Origin of the sequence: Roseomonas mucosa ATCC BAA-692 (genome assembly GCF_000622225.1) — a bacterium.
In the GTDB taxonomy this organism is placed as follows: domain Bacteria; phylum Pseudomonadota; class Alphaproteobacteria; order Acetobacterales; family Acetobacteraceae; genus Roseomonas; species Roseomonas mucosa.
Genome location: NZ_JHWD01000024.1, coordinates 30,238 through 50,851, shown reverse-complemented (window position 1 = coordinate 50,851; position 20,614 = coordinate 30,238). Strand labels below are relative to the sequence as shown.

Below are 20,614 nucleotides of genomic sequence, written 5' to 3'. Positions count from 1 at the left end.
CTTGCTGGAGCGAAAGGCAGCGCATGCCGCCGCCACAGAGTTAGCAGATTGTCGACAATATGACAATTGACAATTCCCTGGAACTCCTCAGTTCGCGATCCTATAGGGCGGTATGCTCGGCCCAACCCATCCGCTGGATCTGCTCCGCTCCCAAACTCTTGCAGGTGCGGTAGAGCAAGAGATCATTCGCCGCATCAAGGCAGGCGTCATCGTGGCAGGCACGAAGCTTAACGAGGCCGACCTGGCTGAATCCATGCAGATCAGCCGGGCGCCGGTGCGCGAGGCGTTCCGCTCGCTCGAAACCGCGGGACTGGTCCGTTTCGAGAAGAATCGCGGCGTCTACATCCGTGAAATCACGGATGAGGAGGCAGCGGAACTCTATGCCGTGCGCCGCAACCTGGACGAGATGGCCGGCCGGCTCCTGGCTCCCAGGATTACCGACCGGCAGACCGGCGAACTGGCAAGCATGCTGGAGGAACTGGAGGCGGCGTCTGTCTCAGGCGATGTGGCTCGTTACTTTCCCCTTAACATCGCTTTCCATGACCGCCTGATTGAAATGGCCGGCAACAAGACCCTGCTCGGCTTCTACCGGCAGGTCATCGACCGCATGCACCTGTTGCGGCGCCGGGGCTTTGAAACCGACAGCAGCAGCGCCGCATCCCACGAGGAACACCTGGCGATCCTGCGAGCCTTGCAGCTCCGGGATGCCGACGCTGCGTCCCGCGCCATGGGCCAGCACGTCAGCAACGGCTTCGAGCGGACGATCGGCGCCAAGCTGGCCGCCGGGGGGGAGCCTGCCACAGGGGCGACGAGGGGATGACGGTTGCCGTGGAGCGGCCGAAATCCTTCCGTGCCGTGATCTGCGCTTTGGACCGGAGATGGTCGCCGGTGAGGTTGACCACTAGTCTGGGCCGGACCGACAGAGGAGAGAGCCGATGCTGCCGACCATCAACAAGGATACGGTGCTCTGCATGTCGCTCTCCGGGCGGCCGGGCAACACCGGCACCCGTTTCCACAACTATCTGTACCGCGAGCTGGGGCTGAACTTCCTCTACAAGGCCTTCACCACGAAGGACCTCCCCGGCGCCATCACGGGCATCCGCGCGCTGGGCATCCGCGGCTGCGCCGTGTCGATGCCCTTCAAGGAAGCCTGCATTCCCTTCCTGGACAGGCTCACCGACTCCGCTGCGGCGATCCGGTCGGTGAACACCATCGTCAACGATGACGGGCATCTCACCGCCTACAACACGGACTACATCGCGGTGGAGAAGCTGATCGCGCGCCACGCCGTTCCGCCCGGCACGCCCTTCGCCCTGCGCGGCAGCGGCGGCATGGCCAAGGCGGTGGCCTCGGCACTGCGGGACGCGGGCTTCCGGCAGGGCACCATCGTCGCGCGCAACGAGGCCACGGGCCGCGCCCTGGCGGAGAGCTGCGGCTATGCCTGGCAGGCGGAGCCCGGCACGCTACGCCCCGCCATGCTGGTGAATGTCACGCCCGTCGGCATGTCGGGCGGACCGGAGGCAGAGGACCTGTCCTTCCCCGAGGACACGGTGGCAGCGGCGGAGACCGTCTTCGACGTGGTGGCCCTGCCGGTGGAAACGCCGCTCATCCGCCTGGCGCGCCGGTTGGGCAAGCGGGTGATCGACGGCGGCGAGGTGATCACCCTCCAGGCGCTGGAACAGTTCGTGCTCTACACGGGCATTCGCCCGGAAGAGGATCTGGTGCGCCGCGCCGCCGAATACGCCCGTGGCTGAGCAGGAGGAGCCCCGCATGACACCGCCCGAATCCCCGGATGCGGAGGAGATCCGTGCGCATTACGGCCAGCCCGACCCGCGCGTGGTGGCCAAGCAGCTCACCCGGCTGGACCGCCATGCCCGGGCCTTCATCGCCCTCTCGCCCTTCCTGGTGATCGCCTCGGCGGATGCGGAAGGGCGCTGCGACGCCACGCCGCGTGGCGACGCGCCGGGCTTCGTCGCCGTGCTGGACGAGGCGACGCTGCTGATCCCCGACCGGATCGGCAACCGGCGCGTGGACACGATGATGAACGTCGCCGGCAATCCGCAACTGGGGCTGATCTTTCTCGTCCCCGGCATCAACGAGACGCTGCGGGTCAACGGCCGGGCGGCGATGACGCGCGACGCGGCGCTGCTGGCGCCCCTCGCCGCCCAGGGCAAGCCGCCCCTGGCCGGGCTGCTGGTCTCGGTGGAGGAGGTCTTCTTCCACTGCGGCAAGGCCATGATGCGCTCCGGCCTCTGGGATGCCTCGCGGCAGGTCCCCCGCGCCTCCTTCCCCTCGCTGGGCCGCATCCTGGCGGACCAACTGGCCGAGGATGCGGAACGCAGCGAGGCCTGGATCGCGGAAAGCTACAGCAAGCGGCTCTACTGATCCGCCGGCCTTGCCGGGCGAAGCCATGCCCCGCCGGTCAGGCCGGGCCCGCCTCCGCCCGGAGCCGCATGGCGAGCACCATCCCCAGCCCCAGCAACGCCGCCAGGGCGGAGACGCCGAAGATGGCGGCATAGCCCAGGGCATTCGCCACAAGTCCGGCCAGCGGCCCGGTCACGGCATAGGACAGGTCCTGGAACGCCGCGAAGCCACCCAGGGCGGTGCCGCGTATCTGCGGTGGCACGTGCTTCACCACCTCCACGCCCAGCGCGGGGAAGACCAGGGAACAGCCCGCCCCGGTGACGGCGGCACCGGCCAGGGCGAGGAGCGGGGTCCCGGCGCTCCAGAGCAGGAGCAGCCCGGCCGTCTCGACCGCGAGGGAGGCCAGGGCGACGGGAATGCCGCCGAACCGGTCCGGCGCATGGCCGAGGAGGATGCGCACCAGCACGAAGGCGCCCCCGAAGCAACTCAGCGCCAGACCGGCATGCGGCCAGCCCCGGTCGGTGAAGTGCAGCGTGGCGAAGGCGCCGATGGCGGCAAAGCCGATCCCCTGCAGCGCCACCGCGAGGCCCGGAAGGCGGATCCGCCCGACGATGCCCCAGAAGGAGCCCCGCGTGCCGCCGGCCGGCCGGGTCGCGGTGATGCCGGTGGTCGTGACGAGGGCGAGCAGCGGCAGCAGCAGCGTGGCGAGGCCGACGATGGCCATCCCGCCCCCGGTCGTCCCATCCAGGCCGGAGAGCCAGAGCCCCGCCGGTGCCCCGGCGGCGAGGGCGCCGTACATGGCCATGCCCATCCAGGACAGCACCCGCCCGGTGCGGGGCTGCCCGACCAGGCCGATGCCCCAGGCCAGGGCGCCGATGACGAGCTGGCTTTCCCCGAAGCCCAGCACCAGGCGGCCGGCCATCAGCAGCAGGAGCCGGGGCAGCGCTTCCAGCGGCAGCAGGGCCGAGAGCATGTAGACTGCCCCGGACAGGGCGCAGAAGACGAGGCCCGACCGCATGGAGCGGCGCGCCCCGGAATGGTCGGCGAGGCGCCCGGCATAGCCGCGGGTCAGGATGGTGGCGACGAACTGGATGCCGATGCTGAGCCCGGCCACGACATTGCCGAAGCCCAGCCCATCATGGACATAGAGCGGGATGACCGGCAGCGGCAGCGCCACCGTCATGTAGGCGAGGAAGACCGCCAGGGCGAGGCGCGGCAGGGCCGCCGCATCCGGCGTGCTGCTGGCGGAAGGGATGCCACCCGGAGAGGTGACTTCGTGGAGGGGGGTGGAGCGCGGCGTGGAAGCGCTGGTCGGGTCCATGGGACTATCCTCTCCGCGCCGTATGGAGAAGCAGGCGGCCCAGCGAGCACGGCGCATCCCCATCCGGCACGATGTCCAGATGTGATGCGTTGGCTCACGTCGAACGCTTACGGCGGCCCATGGAGCGGCCACGCCCGCGATATGCCATGGCGGGGCAGGGGCACGTCAAGACGGTCTCGCCGGCTGCCATGATGCCGTGCACGTCATGGTCACGCCGGAAATGACATCGATGTCATTTATCGTGTCCTTCATGCGACACCCAGGCGTATCCGCAAGGTCACAACAGGATGAAGGTCCAAGGCCTTATTGAGATTGATTATCAATTAGATTAGGCGCCAGAGCGCATTCTGCCGCTTGATGGACGTCGCATACACATGGCCCTCCGACCGATCCCGATCTGCCTTCCCCTCGTGGCTTCCTGGCGTGGTCTCCTGCTGATGACCGTCGCCGTGACCACCCTGGGCCCCTCCACCGGCTTTGCCCAGGATGCGGCTGCCCAAGGCCAGGCAGCGGATCAGGCTGCCGCCGGCACGCTCACCCTGCCGACCGTCGATGTGCAGGGCACGGCCTGGCGGAGCTGGCAACCGGTGGACGGCTATGTCGCTCCCGTGGCCACCACCGGCACCAAGACCGACACGCCGCTGATCGAGTCGCCCCAGTCCACCAGCGTCGTCACGCGGCAGCAGATGGACGACCAGGCGGCGCAGACCGTCTCCCAGGCGCTGCGCTTCACGCCGGGCGTGTTGTCCGAGATCCGTCCCACCTCCCGCTACGACAGCAACTTCATCCGCGGCTTTGGCGGCCAGGGCGTCGGCGCGGCCTATGTGAACTTCCTCGACGGGCTGCGGCAGCAGCGCGGCGTCTCCTACGCCATCCCCTCGGTCGATCCCTGGCTGCTGGAGCGCATCGAGGTGCTGCGCGGCCCGGCCTCGGTGCTCTATGGCCAGACCGGCTCCGGCGGCATCGTCAACCTCGTCAGCAAGCGCCCGACCGAAACGCCGATCCACGAGGTCCGGCTGGAGGCCGGCAACCGCGCCCGGCTGCAGACCGCCTTCGACTTCGGCGGCAAGCTGACCGAGGATGGCCAGTTCCTCTACCGCCTGACCGGCATCGGGCGCACCGCCGACACACAGTACGAGAACGTCAAGGAACAGCGCATCGCCATCGCTCCCGCCCTGACCTGGCGGCCGGATGCCGATACCACGCTGACCTTCCTGAGCAGCTACCAGCACGATCCCGAGGGCGGCTTCTACAACTTCGTCCCGGCGGTCGGCACGGTGCTGCCGAACCGCAACGGCAAGCTGAAGCCGAGCTTCAACCCGGGCGAGCCCGATTTCGACAAGTACGACCGCACCGTCGCCTCGGTTGGCTACCAGTTGGAGCACCGGCTCGACAGCATCTGGACCGTCCGGCAGAACTTCCGCTATTCGCACATCGATTCCGAGTTCTCGGCGGTCTCCTTCCGCTCCCTGGCGGCAAACCAGCGCACCGCGTCCCGCGCCACGACGCTCTCGATCGAGCACGCGGACACGCTCGCCCTCGACAACCAGGCGCAGGCGGACTTCAACACCGGGCCGGTGCGGCACACGGTGCTGGCCGGGCTCGACTGGTCGCGCAGCTCGGCCAAGCGGCGGCTGGGCCAGGGCACGGCGACCACGCTTGACATCTTCGCGCCTGTCTATGGCAGCTACATCGCCCGGCCGCGGATCGGCGCCTCCGGCACGACCTACCAGAACACGGACCAGCTCGGCCTCTACGGGCAGGACCAGATGGTCTGGGACCGCTGGCACCTGACCGTGGGCGTGCGCAACGACTGGGCGACCAGCGAGACCTATACCCGCACCTACAGCACCCGCTCCAGCCAGGACGACAGCAAGTTCACCTGGCGCGCGGGGCTGCTCTACCTCTTCGACAACGGCTTCGCGCCCTACGTCAATTATTCCACCTCCTTCCTGCCCAACAGCGGCACCTATGCGCCATCGCGCGGCGGCAGTTCCTTCGACCCGACGACGGGCGAGCAGTACGAGGCGGGCGTGAAGTACCAGCCGCCGGGGATGAACAGCTTCGTCCAGGTCGCGGCCTATCATATCAAGCAGAAGAACGTCCTGACCCAGGACCCGATCAACACCAACTACAGCATCCAGACCGGCGAGATCCGCTCGCAGGGTGTCGAGGTCGAGGGTCGCGCCAGCCTGACCAGCAACATCGACCTGATCGGCACCTACAGCTACATCGACGCCGAGGTGACGCGTTCCACCACCGCGAACGTCCAGGGCAAGCGCCCACAGCAGGTGCCCGAGCACATCGCCAGCGCCTGGGCGAACTACCGCTTCACCGACGGCTTCCTGCGCGGCCTCTCGCTGGGTGCCGGCGTGCGCTATGTCGGTTCGACCTACGGCGACGAGACGAACAGCTTCAAGGTGTCGGACTTCACCCTGTTCGACGCCGCGGTGCGCTACGACGTCGGGGAGCGCTTCCCGCAGGCCAAGGGCCTGGAGCTGACGCTGAACGCGAACAACATCGCGGACAAGGCCTATGTCTCCAGCTGCTCCTCCTCCAACGCCTGCTATTTCGGCGACCGCCTGCTGGTGATCGCCGGTGCCCGGGTGCGCTGGTAGGAGCACCCGCAACCATCCGGCGGGACGGCGCTTCTCCTGGCTTTGAGGAGGATCTCGCCATGTCCCGCTGGATGCTCGGAATGACGGCCTGCCTGAGCCTGGCCGGGTTCGCCGCCTGCAGCTCGCCGTCGCAGCCCATCTATACGCCCGGCGTCGCCGCCATCCCCGACCCCTATTGCCGTGAGGCCGCGGCCAATGCGACCGGGGCCGCCTATACCGCCTCCGTGACCGGCCTGCCGGCCGACCAGCGCCGCGCCGCCCGGGCACAGGATTTCGCCTCGCGCGGGTGCTGAGAAGATCGGTGGGCGCGGCGCTTCGTGGCTACCCGCCGGGGGCAAGGCTCCGCCTTGCCCCCAAGGAGCTTCCCCGGCGCAACGAGGCAAGCCACGGGCCGGGCTGGCCGCCGCGTCAGGCCGGGCCGGGGGGAAGGGGTGTTTCCACGGCCAGCGGCTGCCCACGGACCAGCCGGTGGATGAAGCCCAGCTTCTCCACCGCGTGCGGGGACAGCACAAAGGGGTAGAGATCCGCCAGGCCCATCGAGCGGTTCAGGCTGTTGACCGCGAAGCTGAGCGGCAGCCAGGCATCCACGATCGCCCCGATCGTCTCGGCGGTGTATGGATCGAAATCGATATTGGTGCTGAGGGAGCCGTCGTCCGGCACCTCGGCGGGGTGGACGCTGATCCCGAAGGCGCCAGCCATCTCCAGCGTGTCCACGATGTGCAGGTAGTGCGTCCAGGTCTCGGCGAAATCCTCCCAGGGATGAGCGCTGGCATAGGCGCTGACGTAGTTCTCCTGCCAGTCCGCCGGCGCGCCATTGGCATAGTAGGTGTCGAGCGCCTGCTGGTAGTCCTGCCGCTCGTCGCCGAAGAGGTCGCGGAAAGCCTCCAGCTCGCCATTCGCGCCACGCTCGACCAGCAGATCCCAGTAGTGATGCGCGATCTCGTGCCGGAAATGGCCGAGCAGGGTGCGATACACCTCGCCCAGATGCTTGCGCATCTCCTCGCGCCGCACGTCGTCGGCCTCCTTCAGCGCGATGGTGATCACGCCGTCGTCATGGCCGGTCATGACCTTGGTACCGCCGGCCATGTCCTCCTTGAAGTCGAAGACCAGCCCGTGCTCCGGGTCCTCCTGCCGTGTGTGCAGCGGCAGGCGCAGGCGCAGCAGGCTGTAGAAGAGCCGGTGCTTGGCCACTTCCAGCGCCCGCCAGTGCTCGATGTTCCCCGGCTCGGCGAGGTTCGGAACGATCCGGTTGTGCCGGCAGGCGAGGCAGAAGTCCTCCGCGGAATCCGCCGGAACCAGCCAGTTGCAGACATCATGCTGCGCGTTGCGGCAGAAGCGGTAGCGGCGCGTCCCATCCCGCGCGCCCAGGGCCCGCCAGGTCCCGCCCCCCGCTTCGTCGTCCGGCTCCAGGGCCGACATCGTCTCCTCCTCGGCCAGGTAGCCGAGGCGGTGCTGGCAATGGGTGCAGGTGGTGTTCTCGAAATAGAGGACCTGGCCGCAACTCTGGCAGGTGAAAAGTTTCATGATGGCCGTCCGGCGGTTCGTATCGGAACAACAACGCCGGCTGTCCCGCGAGTTTCCGTGAGCCTGCCATCTCCGCGCCGGACAGGGAAGGAGGGTGGCGGGCGGGGCGGCACCCCGTCCCGGAGCCTCCCCCCGGCGCCTATCCCTATCCCTCCGGCGGTACCGAGCGGCCGAGCGACTGCATCAGCCGGTTCGCGTTCGCGAACATCGCCACGGCATGGATCAGGTCCAGGATCTCCAGATCCGACAGGCCGGCCTCCCGCAACGGCACCAGGTCGGCGGGCATCATGTCCTGGGGGGTGGCGGTCAGCTTCGCGCTGTAGTCCACGATGGCACGCTGCCGCGCGTCCAGCCCCTCCGCCGCGATGCCGTGCTCCAGCAGGGCGCGCATCACCGCCTCCTGCTTGCCCAGTTCCACGAAGCGCCGCGCATGGACCGAGGTGCAATAGACGCAGCCGTTGACGATGGAGACGATCGCCGTGGCCAGCTCCCGCTCCGCCCGCGGCAGCCCCTTCGGCGCGTACATCACCTTGGTAAAGAGCGCCCCCCGCTCGCCCAGCGAGCCAGGATCGTGCACCAGCGTGCGGAAATAGACCGAGCGGCGCTGCGCCGGCGGACAGGCATCCAGGGCGGCGATCTGCTCCGGGGTGGCGCTGGCTTCCTCGACCGGGGGCAGGCGCGGCTCCCAGCCAACCTCCTCCATGGTGAATCGGCTCATGCGGCTTCTCCCTGAAGCTCGCCCCGCAACTGGCGCAGCCCGGCGAGCAGGCGCACCTGATAGGGCACGAAGGACACGAGTTGCGTCACCGCCACGATGTCGCGCGCGGTGAGGCCCATGGCCAGCAGCCGGTCGATATCCGCCTGCCCGCAATCGGCGGGGCGTTGCGCCACCATGTCCGCATAGCGGAACAGCACGGCGAGGCGGCCCTCGCCTGCCGGGGCGGGGAAGGCCTCCGCCGCCGCGATCTCCTCCGCCGAGCCGCAGGCGGCGAGCAGCGCGCGGTAATGTGCCGCCAGCACCGCGTCGCCCTCGATCAGCGCGCCGCGCAGCGCCAGCGCCGCCCGCTCGGCCAGGGAGACCCGGCCCGGCCGCGGCGGCAGCACCAGCTCGCGATAGGCGCCTTCCTCGTGCTTCAGGATGTCGGCGCGCTCGCGCCGCAGCCGTCCAAGCGGAGAGGCTGCATCGATGCCGAGCAGGTGCTCGGCCAGATCGGGTATTTCCATGTTCATGACGTGCGGCTCACCATCATCGCGGTGGTACGGTCGCTGGTCTGCGGCGTGACCTTCAGGTGCCGCTTCGCCGCCCAGAGGTTCTGGTAGTGGAAGAGCGGGATGATGCCGGCATCCTCGGCCACCACCTGCGCCGACTTCCGCAGGATCGCCTCGCGCTTGGCGTCGTCGAACGCGGCCATCGCATCCTCCAGCGCCTGGTCCACCTGCGGGTTGCTGTAGCGTCCCCAGTTGGAGACGCCGCGCCCCTGCCTGGGATCGACGCTGCCCAGCACGTTGATCAGCGCGTAGCTGCCCTCGCCCGTGCCATTGCCCCAGGCCAGCGTGGTCATGGCGTAGTCGCCCGTCTTCACGCCGGAGGAATAGACCGACCAGGGCACAGCCTCGACCTGCGTCTTCACGCCGACGCGGGTCCACATCTGCGCCACCGCCTGCGCAACCTGCGGGCCCAGCACGTAGCGATCGTTCGGCAGATGCAGGGTGAGCTGGAACCCGTCCGGATAGCCCGCCTCGGCCAACAGCGCCCTGGCCTTGTCGGGCTCGAAGGCGGGCGGCCTGATCGAAGGATCGTAGCCGAAGCTGCCCTCCGGCATCCATTGCCCTGTCGGCGTGGCGGTGCCGTTCATCAGCCGATCGCAGAGTGCGTCGCGGTTCACCGCCATGGTCAGCGCGCGCCGCACCCGGATGTCCAGCATCGGGTTCTTCGGCAGAGGCGAGCCGTCATTGGCGAGTGCGAAGGGGCTCGGCTTCTCCGAGAAGCTCGGCTGGAGCAGCAGCATCCGCAGGCCGGGATAGGCGTAGAGCACCACCTCCTTGCGCGAGCGGATCTGCGCCAGGTCGGAAACGGAGACCTTGTCGATCACATCCACATCGCCCGCCAGCAGCGCCGCCGTGCGCGCCGGGGCGCTGGCGACGTAGCGGTAGTCCACCTCGTCCCAGTCCGGCTTGCCACCCCAGTAGTCGGGCCGCGCCTTCATCCGCACGCGCTCGCCAGGGGTGAAGGACACGAAGGTATAGGGCCCGGTCCCCACCATCGCCTTGCCGCTGTTGAAGTCGTTGCTGGACGCGCCCTCGGTCGCATGGCGGCTGACGATATGCACCGAGGCGAGGTTCAGCGGCAGCAGCGGGTTCGGCTCCTTGGTCGTGACGCGCAGCGTCAGTGGGCCGGTCGCTTCCACCTTCTCCACCGTGCGGAGATAGCCGGCGAAGCTCGCCGTGCTGCCCGGCACGTCCGGGGCGCGGGCATAGGAGAACACCACGTCATCGGCGGTGAAGGCCTTGCCGTCCGACCAGGTGACGCCCGGGCGCAGGATGAATTCCCAGACCCTCTCGCCCACCGGCTTCCAGGACAATGCCAGCCCCGGCTGCAAGCCGCCCTCGGTGTGGTTCTCGATCAGCAGATCGAAGAAGTGCAGGTCCACCGAACGGTCGCCGGCGAAGTTGTTGAGCTGCGGATCGAGCGAGGAGACCGGATCGCCGAAGGCGATGGTCAACTTCCGGCTGCCCTGCTGCGCCTGCGCCCTTCCTGGCCATGGCAGGAAGGCGGCGGCGCCGAGGCCGGCGAGAAGATGTCGTCTCTGCATCCCGGGAAATCCCTTCATCGCTTTGCGTCGCTCCTGTGGCTGCCCCCGGAAAGGCGCCGCCTCTTCCGGACCCTCTCCGCCCAGGGGAATGGCATTCCCCTGAGACCCCGCCTTTCTGGGCGCCCGTGGCATTCCTGCTTCCCGATCCCGCGCCGGGGGAGATGGCGGACAGGCGGGGTCCTGGAAAGGGTCAAAGAACGGCTCCCCCGCGGCGGCGCCTTTCCCCGGGGCCACGGGAGCCTCAGGCCGCCACTCCGGCCGACGCCCATTCATCTCCCAGCAGTTCCGGCACCGCGAAGGCGCGCAGCCGGTCGTAATGGATCTCGCGGTCCTCGACGAAGAAATGCCGGGCGATGGACTGGGCGAGGCGCTGCGCCCCGGCGCTGACGGCGGGGATGTCGCCGGTCAGCTTCCCGTGGCTGAGCGAGGAGGGGTAGTTGAAGCAGTGGATGCGCGAAAGGGCCGGGCAGGCGCCGGGATGCTTCTCCAGGAAGCTGAAATCCGGCGCGAGGTCCGGCGAATGCGCCAGTTCGGCATTCTCCTCGCCAGGGGTGGGGGCGAAGCGGTCGCGCCAGAAGCGGATCTCGGGCGCGACGAGCGCCAGCTCCGGCCTTTGTGCGAGGTCCACGCCGAAGCCCGTGGCGAAGATCACGAAATCCACCGCCTGCCGGCCCTGCGGCGTTTCCAGCACCAGCGCGCCACCTTCCTCGCGCAGCGACAGGACCGGACTGCCGAGATGCAGCCGTGCCTGCGGATGGCGCGAGACGCGCAGCGTGCTGTCGCGTGGCGGCGGCGTCTGCTCGCTCAGGACATGGTGCATGAAGCGCCACTTCCATTCGTCCGGCAGGCCGGCGAAGCCGTGCACCACGCCCTGGCTGCCGATGCCGGTGAACTTGTTGACGCGCGGCAGCGCCCGGCGCCGCACGAACATGTCCAGGCTGGCCGCGCCCGCCTCCAGCGCCGTCGCGGCATTGTCCATGGCCGAGGCGCCGGCGCCGATCACCGCCACGCGCCGGCCGCGCAGCGCGGCGAAGTCGATATCGTCGCGCGAATGCGCCCAGAAGCGCCGGCCAATCCCGCGCGCCAGTTCCGGCACGAAGGCGCCGCCGAGTCCGTCGCGCCCGGTGGCCAGCACCACGCGCCGCGCCAGGATGGTGGAGCCGGCGCTGTTCTCCACCGCGATCAGCTCGTCCGCGCGCGGGCGGAGAAGGGAGACGCTGACGCCGTTGCGCACCGGCACCTGCATCACGCGGCGGTACCAGCGCAGGTAGTCCATCCACATCGGGCGCGGGATCTTGCCCAGCGCGTCCCAGGCGGCGCGGCCGTGCTGCGCCTCGTACCAGGCGCGGAAGGTCAGTGCCGGCAGGCCCAGCGCCGGCCCGGCCAGCGTCTTGGGCGAGCGCAGCGTCTCCATCCGCGCCCAGGTGGCCCAGGGGCCTTCCTCGCCCTCGGGCGCGCGGTCCAGCACCTGCTGGTTGTCGATGCCGAGCAGGCGCAGCGCCGCCGAGGCCGCCAGCCCGCACATGCCGCCGCCGATGATGGCCACGTCGGTCACGGGCCGATCGTCTGCCTCCCGCGTCGGGACCCAGGGCTTGCCGGGCAGCTCCAGCCATTCGAGGTCGGCGCGCAGCCGCGCCTCCAGGGCCGGAAGGCCGTGCGGCGCTTCCGCCACGGCTGGGTCGCGGGAATGCACGGGCTCGGTCATCGCGCCGGCTCCTCGTTGTCTCGGGGGTCGTCCTGGGGGGAGGCCGCCTGGCGGGCGGTCAGCAGGTCCATGGACCGGGGCGGATGAAGGCGGAAACCCGGCAGCTCCTCCGCCGCCTCGCGGGCCGCCTCGATCACCCGGCGGGTGAGGAGGGAGGGCGGCCGTGCCGCCGGGGTCAGCACGCTCCAGAAGAAGGGGATCGCCGTGTCGAGCGGCCGGATCGCGAGCCCCGTGGCCGGCAGGCCCTGTGCCGTCACCGGGTCGATCAACGCCACGCCCAGCCCGGCCCGGGCCGCGGAGGCTGCCAGGATCGAGGCATTCACCGCCATCAGGCCGCGCGGGCGCGCCTCGGCACGGGCCAGCGCCGTCTCGATCCGGTGGCGCAGGCGGTGCGGGTCGGCCACCGTGATCAGCCGCTCCCCGTCCAGGGCGCGCAGCGGCAGGCAGGTCTCCCCGGCCAGGGGATGGGCGGCTGGCAGCACGGCGACGCAGCGGCTCTCGCCCAGCCAGTGGACGTCCAGCCCCTGATGGTCCACCGGCAGGCTGGCGAAGCCCAGCACGGCGCGGCGGTCGAGCAGTTGCCGCACCACCTCGCCCGCCGGGACGGCGCCGAGCCCCAGGTTGCGCGGCAGGTCCTCCGCCGGCAGCCGCGCCAGGGCGCGGGGGATCAGGCCCATGGCCAGGGCGGGGATGGCGGCGATGTCGAGCGAGGCCAGCTCGCCCCGGGCGATGGCCTCGGCCCGTTCCTCCAGGCGCCGCAGGCCGGCCAGGGAGGGCTCCACCTCGTCATGGAACCGCAAGCCCTGTTCGGTCGGGGTGATGCGGGGGCCGTTGCGTTCGAAAAGGGTAAAGCCGAGGGCCGCTTCCAGCTCTTGCAACTGGCGCGAGATCGCCGGCTGCGAGCGGCCCGTCAGCCTTGCCGCCGCGGTCAGGCTGCCGCCCGCGATGATGGCGCAAAAGGTTTCAAGCTGCCGGAGTTCCACAGCCCCAGCCAATCATGCACAAACGTATTGATGCAAGTCCTATCATGCGTGGATTTTATGGGCCTGCCGCGATGACGGACTGTGGCAGGATCGGCGCCGTCCTTGCTGGGCGCAAAAGAACGAGTTAGTTATGGCGCATAACTAATAAACGGGAGGAAACAATGGCGACGGAAATGAGCCGGCGCGGGCTGCTGTCCGCCAGCGCCATGGGCGCGACCACGCTGGGTGCCGGGCTGGGCACCGCACTGGCGCCCCCCGGTGCGCAGGCCCAGACGCAAGGCCGAGCCCCGAACCAGGCCACGCGACAGCCCAACATCATCTTCATCATGGCCGACGACCTGGGGGTGGCGGATGTTTCCTGCTACGGCCAGCGCGCCTTCCGCACCCCGGCGGTGGACAGCCTGGCCGGGCAGGGGCTGCGTTTCCTGCAGGCCTATGCCAGCTCCGCCGTCTGCTCTGCGACGCGCACGGCGCTGATCACCGGCCGCTACCAGTACCGGCTACCGCTCGGGCTGTGGGAACCGCTGTCGCGCACCAACGAGGTCGGCCTGCCGCCCGAGCATCCGACACTGCCCTCGCTGCTGAAGCGTGCCGGCTACAGCACCGCCCTGGTCGGCAAATGGCACCTGGGCGCCCTGCCGAAGTTCGGCCCGCTGAAGAGCGGCTACGACCGGTTCTGGGGCTTCCGCGGCGGCACCATCGACTACTACACGCATCGCGGCACGGACGGGAAACCCGATCTCTGGGACGGCGACCTGGCGATCGACCAGCATGGCTATGCCACCGAACTGCTCGGCCGGAAGGCGGTGGAGGTGGTGCGGGACTTCGCGCAGGCGGGCCGCCCCTTCTTCCTCAGCCTGCACTTCAACGCCCCGCACTGGCCCTGGGTCGGCCCGGGCGACGAGGCGGAATCCGAGCGGCTGAAGGGCAAGGACCTGCGGAACTTCGACGGCGGCACGCTGAAGACCTACGGCCGCATGGTCGTCTCGATGGACGAGCAGATCGGCCTCGTGCTGGCGGAGCTGGAGGAAAGGGGGATCGCCCGCGACACCATTGTCATCTTCACCAGCGACAATGGCGGCGAGCGCTTCTCGGATGTCTGGCCCTTCAACGGCCGCAAGACGGAGCTGCTGGAAGGTGGTCTGCGCATCCCCGCCGTCATCCGCTGGCCCGCCCGGATCAGGCCCGGCGGCACTTCGGAGCAGGTGATGGCCAGCATGGACTGGCTGCCCACCCTGCTGGCCGCCGCCGGCGGGCAGGCCGATGCGGCCTATCCGCCGGATGGCATGGACCTGCTGCCGGCCCTCGACGGCGCGGCGCCTGTGCCGCGCCGGCTGTACTGGCGCTACAAGGCCAATGCCCAGCGGGCGATGCGCGACGGCGACCTGAAGTACCTGAAGATCGGGGAGAACAGCTTCCTGTTCAACGTGGTCGAGGACCCGATGGAGCGGGCGAACCTGAAGGCCCGCCAGCCCGCCGTCTTCGAGCGCATGGAGCAGGACTGGCTCGCCTGGAACGAGACGATGCTGCCGGAGATCGAGGAAAGCTTCACCGAAGCCTATAGTGCCTCGCAGCTGGCCGATCATTTCGGGGCCAGGCCGCCCAGCGGGAAGCCGGACCTGCCGCCGCCGCCGAAGCGCTGAACCGGCCTGCCGGCGGGCCTTGCCCCGGCGCGACTCCTGCGAAGGGTAGCATCGCCCAGCTTGAGGTGCCGCGCCCGTGGCGCCCCGGGGGTGCTCGGGGGTGGGCTCCGCCGGCCCTCGGAAAGCCGCGCGGCCACGGCGCATGGACGACCCGAGCGCGGCGCGGGGGCATCCGGGCCGTGGCCTGTTTCCAGGGGGCGGGGAACGTGTAGAATTCCGGGCATGCTGTCCCCCGACATGGAGCCCCAGCGCGCCGAAGCCTATCAGAGGCTGCGGCAGCAGGAGCTGATCGCCGAATTCGGTCTTTTCGCCCTGAGGGGCGACAGCCTGCAGCCCTCGCTGGACGAGGTCTGCCGCGTGGCGGCCGATGGGCTGGACGTGCCCTTCGCCAAGGTCCTGCGCTTCCTGCCCGGGGAGAACGCCTTCCTGGTGCAGGCGGGGGTCGGCTGGCATGCCGGGGTCGTGGGCCATGCCCGGCTGGGAGCGGATCTGGAAAGCCCCGCCGGCTATGCCTTTCGCACCGGGCGACCGGTCATCTCCAACCATTTGACGGAGGAAGCCCGCTTCCGCACCCCCGCCCTGCTGGTGGAGCACGGGGTCAGGCGCGCGCTGAACGTGCTGATCGGCAGCGGCCAGGCCGTGCCCTACGGCGTGCTGGAGGTGGACAGCGGCGACCGCACGGATTTTGAGCCGCGCGACATCGCCTTCCTCCAGGCCCTGGCCAACGTCATCGCGGCGGTGGCGGACCGGCAGGCGCGCCAGGTGGCCCTCGCGCACAGCGAGGCGATGCTGCAAAGCGTCTTCGAGAGCAGCCCCGACTGCATCAAGGTGCTGCGGGGCGACGGCACGCTGGTCCGCATGAACCACAACGGCCTGTGCCTGATGGAGATCGACGATTTCGCCAAGGTGGCGAACTGCCCCTGGGAAAAGCTCTGGCCCGCGGACCAGGCGGAACATGTCCGCGCCGCCATCCGCGCGGCGCGCCAGACCGGGATCGGGCATTTCGAGGCCTTCTGCCCCACGACCAAGGGCACGCCGAAATGGTGGGACGTGCTGGTGGCACCCCTGGGCGGGCAGGGGGAGGACGAGCAGTTCGTCGCCATCTCGCGCGACGTCACCGACCGGGTGAAGGCCGTGGAGGCCAAGGACGCGCTGCTGCGGCAGCAGGACCTTCTGATGCGCGAGGTGCATCACCGCATCCGCAACAGCCTACAGCTCGTGCATACGTTGCTGCAGCTTCAGGCCGGGCATGTGAACGACGGCGGCGCCCGGGCGCATCTGGCCGAGGCCGCCCTCCGGGTGCTGACCGTCGCGGCGGTGCACAAGCGGCTCTACGAGGGCAACGACGTCACCGAGGCGGACCTCGCCACCTATCTTGGCGGCCTGCTGGACGACCTGCGCGGCAGCCTGTCCGACGAGATCGTCGGCCGTCCCATCCATCTTTCGACCGAATCCCTGATGCTGTCGCCGGACAAGCTGACCTCCCTGGGGCTGATCGTGACCGAGCTGGTGACCAACGCGCTGAAATACGGGCACGGCACGGTCTCCGTCTCGGTGCAGCCGCTCGGGAAGGTGGCGCGGATCGCGGTCGAGGACGAAGGCCAGGGCTTTCCGGCCGATTTCGCCCCGGTTCGCAGCCGTGGCCTCGGCATGCGCCTGTTGCTGACCCTGGCCCGCAAGCCCGACGGCGTCCGGGTGGACCGTGGCGTGCCCTGGGGCCGGATCGTCGTGGAGATGCCGCTGGGCTGACGCCCCCTCCGGCCGGCCCCGCTACAGCCCCAGCACGGGCCCCGGGTCGATCGAGACGCCCCGGCAGAAGAGGCCCAGGTGCAGGTGCGGCCCGGTGACGCGGCCCGTGGCACCGGAAAGCGCCATGGTCTCGCCGCGCCCCACCCGCTGGCCCTCCCGCACCTCGATGCGCGACAGGTGGGCGTAGAGGCTGGCCACGCCCTGCCCGTGCTCGACGATCAAGGTATTGCCGGTGAAGTAGAGGTCTGCCGCCAGGGTCACCCGCCCCGGCGCCATCGGGGCGGTCGGCGTGCCGGTCGGCACGGCGATGTCCAGGCCGAGATGCGGCGCCCGCGGCTCCCCGTTCAGGATGCGCTGGCTGCCATAGACGCCGCTGATGCGGCCCCGTGCGGGCCAGTCGAAACCCTCGGCATAAAGCGCCACCGGGGTTTCCACCGCGCGGGCGGCGTTGATCCGCACCTGCTCGGCGCGGATGCGGGCGAGGTCCTGCGCGTTCGGCGTCACCTGCCGGGACGGCAGGCCGTTCAGGCGCTGGATGTCCCAGTGGCGGGGGGCGATGGCGAGGCGGCGGATCTCGGTGCGGCCGCCGGGCGGGGTGATGCCCAGCGCCGCCTCCGGCCCGGCATCGCGGCTGAAGCCCAGGGCGAAGTGGCCATCCGCCGAGACCGGCACCGGCTTGCCATCCAGGGCGAGGCGCGTGCCGGGCGCAGTGCGGCCGGCGACGAAGCCGCCCTGGGTCAGGCCGGCCGGGTTCATCTCCAGCGCGGGCGCGGAGGCGGCGGTGCCGGGCCGCGACTCGGCGGAACCGGCGCAGCGGGCGAGCAGCAGGGCTGGCAGGGGCAGCAGGAGGCGGCGTGCGATCACAGCAGGGAACCCTGTTCCTTGGCCTTGGGTGTGCGCGGGCGCTTCGGGGGGGCACCCCGGGTGTCGGCGGCCTCGATGACGCCATCGGCGAATTCGATCTGCAACCTTGCCCCGGGATCGACCTGCGCGGCACGGGTGACGGGCCTGCCCTCGCCGTCGCGCACCAGGGCGAAGCCGCGCTCCAGCAGCCCCTGGTAGGAGGCGCCTTCCAGCCGGGCGGAAAGCCCGTCCAGCGCCAGCCGCCCCTCGCGCAGCCGGAAGCGCAGGCGCGGCGTCGGGTCGGGTAGGCGGGCGAACTGCCGCGCCGCGCGGTCCAGGACCCGCGACACGGCAGCGCCGGAGCGGGATTCGAGGAGCTGCAGCCGCGCCCGCCGGGCCGCCAGCATCTCGCGCGGGTGCAGCAGGCGGGCGGCGGCGTCGTTCAGCCGTGCCCGGCGGTCGCGCAGCAGCACGCGCGGCGCCAGGGCGAGGCGCTCCCCCCGGTCGTCGAGGCGCTGCCGGGCGTTCAGCAGCATCCCCGGCAGGTCCGGCAGGGCCGCCGTCGCCCGGGCGAGGCGGTAGCGCACCTGGTCCAGGTGAGACTGCCCGGCGCGGGTGAGGCGCAGGGCGCGCTGCTGCACCTGGGCCAGAAGCTCGGTGCGGGAGGGCACGGCGAGCTCGGCGGCGGCGGTGGGGGTGGGGGCGCGGCGGTCGGAGGCGAAGTCGATCAGCGTCGTGTCCGTCTCGTGCCCCACCGCCGAGATCAGCGGGATCTGGCTGGCGGCGGCGGCGCGGACCACGATCTCCTCGTTGAAGGCCATCAGGTCCTCCAGCGAGCCGCCGCCGCGCGCCACGATCAGCACGTCCGGACGGGGGAAGCCTTCCGGCAGGGCGTTGAAGCCGGCGATGGCCGCCGCGACCTGCTCCGCCGCGCCGGTGCCCTGCACCGCCACCGGCCAGAGCAGGATGCGGGAGGGAAAGCGCCGCAGCAGGGTGGTGCGGATGTCCTGGATCACCGCGCCCTGGGCGCTGGTCACCACGCCGATCACGCGCGGGAGGCCGGGGAGGGGGCGCTTGCGCTCCTCGCCGAAGAGGCCCTCCGCCTCCAGCGCCTTTCGCAGCCGCTCGACACGGGCGAGCAGCGCGCCCTCTCCGGCATAGTCCAGCCGGTCCACCACGATCTGGTAGGTCGAGCGGTCGCCATAGGCGGTGATCTTGCCGGTCGCGATCACCTCGGTGCCGTTCTCCGGCCGCAGGCCAGTGCGCCCGGCGCTCCAGGCCCAGATCACCGCGCGGATCTGCCCGCCCTCGTCCTTCAGCGAGAAGTAGAAGCGGTTGGCGCCATAGGGGCGGCATTCCGTGACCTCGCCCCGGATGCGGACGCGGCCGAAACTGCTCTCCAGCGTGCGCTTCACCGCGCCCGATATCTCGGCCACGGTGTATTCGGGGATGTTGGAGGCTCCAGGGGAGCCCTTGGCGGCGGAGGCGGCGGTTTCGCTCATCGCCGTCCATTATGCTACGCGCCGGGGCGACCGACAAAACCGGGCCTTTCCCGAGGCGCCGGGCGACTGGTGGAGATCGCGCGATGAAGGTGCTGCTGGTGGGCGGCGGGGGGCGGGAGCACGCCCTGGCCCGGAAGCTGCTGGATTCCTCCCTGCTGACCGGGCTCTGGGTGGCCCCCGGCAACGCCGGGATCGCGCGGATCGCCGAATGCCTGCCCGTGGCGGCCGAGGACGTCGCCGGGCAGCTCGCCCTGGCGAAGGAGAAGGAGGTGGACCTCGTGGTGGTCGGCCCCGAGGCGCCGCTGACCCTGGGCCTGGCCGATGCCTGCGCCGAGGCGGGCATCCGCTGCTTCGGCCCCTCCGCCGCCGCGGCGCGGCTGGAGGGCTCCAAGAGCTTCACCCGCGAGGTCGCCGAAGCTGCCGGCGTGCCGGGGGCCGAATGGGCCTGCTTCACCGACAGCGCCGAGGCCATGGCCTATGTCCGGGCGAAGGGCGCGCCGATCGTGATCAAGGCCGACGGCCTCGCCGCCGGCAAGGGCGTGGTGGTGGCCGCCACGCTGGAGGAGGCCGAGGCCGCCGTCACCGACATGCTGGATGGCGGCATCCACGGCGCGGCGGGCGCCTCGATCCTGGTCGAGGAATGCCTGGCCGGCGAGGAGGTCTCCTTCTTCGCCCTCTGCGACGGCAGCCATGCCCTGCCCCTGGTCGGGGCGCAGGATCACAAGCGCGTCGGCGATGGCGACACCGGCCCGAACACCGGCGGCATGGGCGCCTATTCTCCCGCCCCGGCCTTCACCGAGGCGCTCCAGGCCGAGGCGATGGAGCGGATCGTCCGGCCGACCCTGGCGGAGATGGCGCGGCGCGGCGCGCCCTTCCGCGGCGTGCTCTTCGCGGGGCTGATGCTGACGGCGCAGGGGCCGAAGCTGATCGAGTACAATGTCCGCTTCGGCGACCCGGAATGCCAGGTGCTGATGACGCGGCTGCGCTCCGACCTGCTGGCGGCGCTGATCGCCGCCTGCGACGGAGAGCTGAAGGATTTCGGCCTGCGCTGGTCGCCCGACCCGGCCATGGTCGTGGTCGTGGCGGCGCGCGGCTATCCCGGCGCCTATGCGAAGAACACGGCGATCCGCGGGCTGGACGAGGCCGGCGCCGTGCCGGGCGTGGTGGTCTATCACGCGGGCACCTCCGCCGGGCCGGGCGGCGAGATCCTCGCCACCGGCGGGCGCGTGCTGGGCGTCACCGCCACCGCGCCGACGCTGCGCGCGGCCCGCGACGCCGCCTATGCCGCCGTGGATGCGCTGGACTGGCCAGAAGGCTTCTGCCGCCGCGACATCGGCTGGCGGGCGCTCGGGGCGGGGTGATCGGGGGCAGCGCCCCTGGCCCGGAGGAAGGCTCCGCCTTTCCCCCGATCCCCGCTTATCCGCCGGGACGCTGCGCCCCCTGGACCCGGTGGGTTGGCCCCCGCTGCGGCCGGATCGCGCCGGAGAGCATGGCTTTCCGGCGGACTGCCGGTGCCACCAGGGTGGGCAGCGTGTCCTGATCCCCTTCC

The 20,614-nt window shown here is 70.6% G+C and carries 17 protein-coding genes; 8 read left to right on the top strand and 9 right to left on the bottom strand.

Features of this window, described 5'->3' with window-relative positions; all coding sequences use genetic code 11:
* The first annotated feature begins 112 nt into the window (after positions 1–112).
* From BT98_RS0116860 to BT98_RS0116850, 3 genes are all read left to right on the top strand, one after another.
* Positions 113–820, top strand: a complete 708-nt coding sequence (locus BT98_RS0116860) for an FCD domain-containing protein (protein WP_019462245.1) — start codon at positions 113–115, stop codon at positions 818–820.
* Between the two features lie 115 nt (positions 821–935).
* Entirely contained in the window at positions 936–1,754 is an 819-nt protein-coding gene (locus BT98_RS0116855; RefSeq protein WP_019462246.1) for a shikimate 5-dehydrogenase, read from the top strand.
* Between the two features lie 16 nt (positions 1,755–1,770).
* Complete coding sequence (locus tag BT98_RS0116850) at positions 1,771–2,385, top strand: pyridoxamine 5'-phosphate oxidase family protein (RefSeq protein ID WP_019462247.1); 615 nt, start codon at positions 1,771–1,773, stop codon at positions 2,383–2,385.
* Between the two features lie 37 nt (positions 2,386–2,422).
* Here the strand turns inward: BT98_RS0116850 and BT98_RS0116845 are convergent, their stop codons facing one another.
* Positions 2,423–3,685, bottom strand: a complete 1,263-nt coding sequence (locus tag BT98_RS0116845; RefSeq protein WP_019462248.1) for an arabinose transporter — start codon at positions 3,683–3,685, stop codon at positions 2,423–2,425.
* A 374-nt stretch (positions 3,686–4,059) separates the two neighbouring features.
* Here BT98_RS0116845 and BT98_RS0116840 point away from each other — a divergent pair, with 374 nt between their 5' ends.
* Both BT98_RS0116840 and BT98_RS0116835 read left to right on the top strand, forming a co-directional pair.
* On the top strand, positions 4,060–6,303 hold the full coding sequence (locus BT98_RS0116840) for a TonB-dependent siderophore receptor (protein ID WP_019462249.1): 2,244 nt from the start codon (positions 4,060–4,062) through the stop codon (positions 6,301–6,303).
* Between the two features lie 59 nt (positions 6,304–6,362).
* A complete protein-coding gene (locus BT98_RS0116835; RefSeq protein ID WP_019462250.1) occupies positions 6,363–6,596 on the top strand; it encodes a hypothetical protein in 234 nt (77 codons plus the stop codon).
* 115 nt (positions 6,597–6,711) lie between these two features.
* Here the strand turns inward: BT98_RS0116835 and BT98_RS0116830 are convergent, their stop codons facing one another.
* From BT98_RS0116830 to BT98_RS24820, 6 genes are all read right to left on the bottom strand, one after another.
* Positions 6,712–7,827, bottom strand: a complete 1,116-nt coding sequence (locus BT98_RS0116830; protein ID WP_019462251.1) for a zinc-binding metallopeptidase family protein — start codon at positions 7,825–7,827, stop codon at positions 6,712–6,714.
* Positions 7,828–7,972: 145 nt separating this feature from the next.
* Complete coding sequence (locus tag BT98_RS0116825) at positions 7,973–8,545, bottom strand: peroxidase-related enzyme (protein ID WP_037251289.1); 573 nt, start codon at positions 8,543–8,545, stop codon at positions 7,973–7,975.
* A complete protein-coding gene (locus tag BT98_RS24825; RefSeq protein ID WP_019462253.1) occupies positions 8,542–9,057 on the bottom strand; it encodes a CMD domain-containing protein in 516 nt (171 codons plus the stop codon). The genes BT98_RS0116825 and BT98_RS24825 overlap by 4 nt, the downstream gene beginning before the upstream one ends.
* Positions 9,054–10,640, bottom strand: a complete 1,587-nt coding sequence (locus BT98_RS0116815; RefSeq protein WP_026033405.1) for an ABC transporter substrate-binding protein — start codon at positions 10,638–10,640, stop codon at positions 9,054–9,056. The genes BT98_RS24825 and BT98_RS0116815 overlap by 4 nt, the downstream gene beginning before the upstream one ends.
* Positions 10,641–10,881: 241 nt before the next feature.
* Entirely contained in the window at positions 10,882–12,345 is a 1,464-nt protein-coding gene (locus BT98_RS0116810; protein ID WP_019462255.1) for an NAD(P)-binding domain-containing protein, read from the bottom strand.
* Positions 12,342–13,328: a LysR family transcriptional regulator gene (locus BT98_RS24820; RefSeq protein WP_019462256.1), complete on the bottom strand. Its 987-nt coding sequence runs from the start codon at positions 13,326–13,328 to the stop codon at positions 12,342–12,344. The genes BT98_RS0116810 and BT98_RS24820 overlap by 4 nt, the downstream gene beginning before the upstream one ends.
* A gap of 161 nt (positions 13,329–13,489) precedes the next feature.
* Between BT98_RS24820 and BT98_RS0116800 the strand changes: the two genes are divergently transcribed.
* Together BT98_RS0116800 and BT98_RS0116795 are read left to right on the top strand one after the other, a co-directional pair.
* Positions 13,490–14,971 carry a sulfatase family protein gene (locus tag BT98_RS0116800; protein ID WP_051004938.1) on the top strand — a complete coding sequence of 494 codons (1,482 nt, stop codon included), beginning with the start codon at positions 13,490–13,492 and terminating at the stop codon, positions 14,969–14,971.
* Between the two features lie 222 nt (positions 14,972–15,193).
* Positions 15,194–16,720 (top strand): sensor histidine kinase, encoded by a 1,527-nt coding sequence (locus BT98_RS0116795; RefSeq protein ID WP_019462258.1) that lies wholly within the window; start codon positions 15,194–15,196, stop codon positions 16,718–16,720.
* A 21-nt stretch (positions 16,721–16,741) separates the two neighbouring features.
* On the opposite strand, the gene BT98_RS0116790 is transcribed toward BT98_RS0116795, so the two are convergent.
* Both BT98_RS0116790 and xseA read right to left on the bottom strand, forming a co-directional pair.
* Positions 16,742–17,584: a M23 family metallopeptidase gene (locus BT98_RS0116790; RefSeq protein WP_019462259.1), complete on the bottom strand. Its 843-nt coding sequence runs from the start codon at positions 17,582–17,584 to the stop codon at positions 16,742–16,744.
* Positions 17,581–19,065, bottom strand: coding sequence for an exodeoxyribonuclease VII large subunit (xseA, locus tag BT98_RS0116785; RefSeq protein ID WP_019462260.1), 1,485 nt, complete (start codon positions 19,063–19,065; stop codon positions 17,581–17,583). Before xseA ends, BT98_RS0116790 begins: the two co-directional genes overlap by 4 nt.
* A gap of 83 nt (positions 19,066–19,148) precedes the next feature.
* On the opposite strand from xseA, the gene purD reads away from it, so the two are divergent.
* Positions 19,149–20,426, top strand: a complete 1,278-nt coding sequence (gene purD, locus BT98_RS0116780) for a phosphoribosylamine--glycine ligase (RefSeq protein ID WP_019462261.1) — start codon at positions 19,149–19,151, stop codon at positions 20,424–20,426.
* Positions 20,427–20,614: the final 188 nt, after the last annotated feature.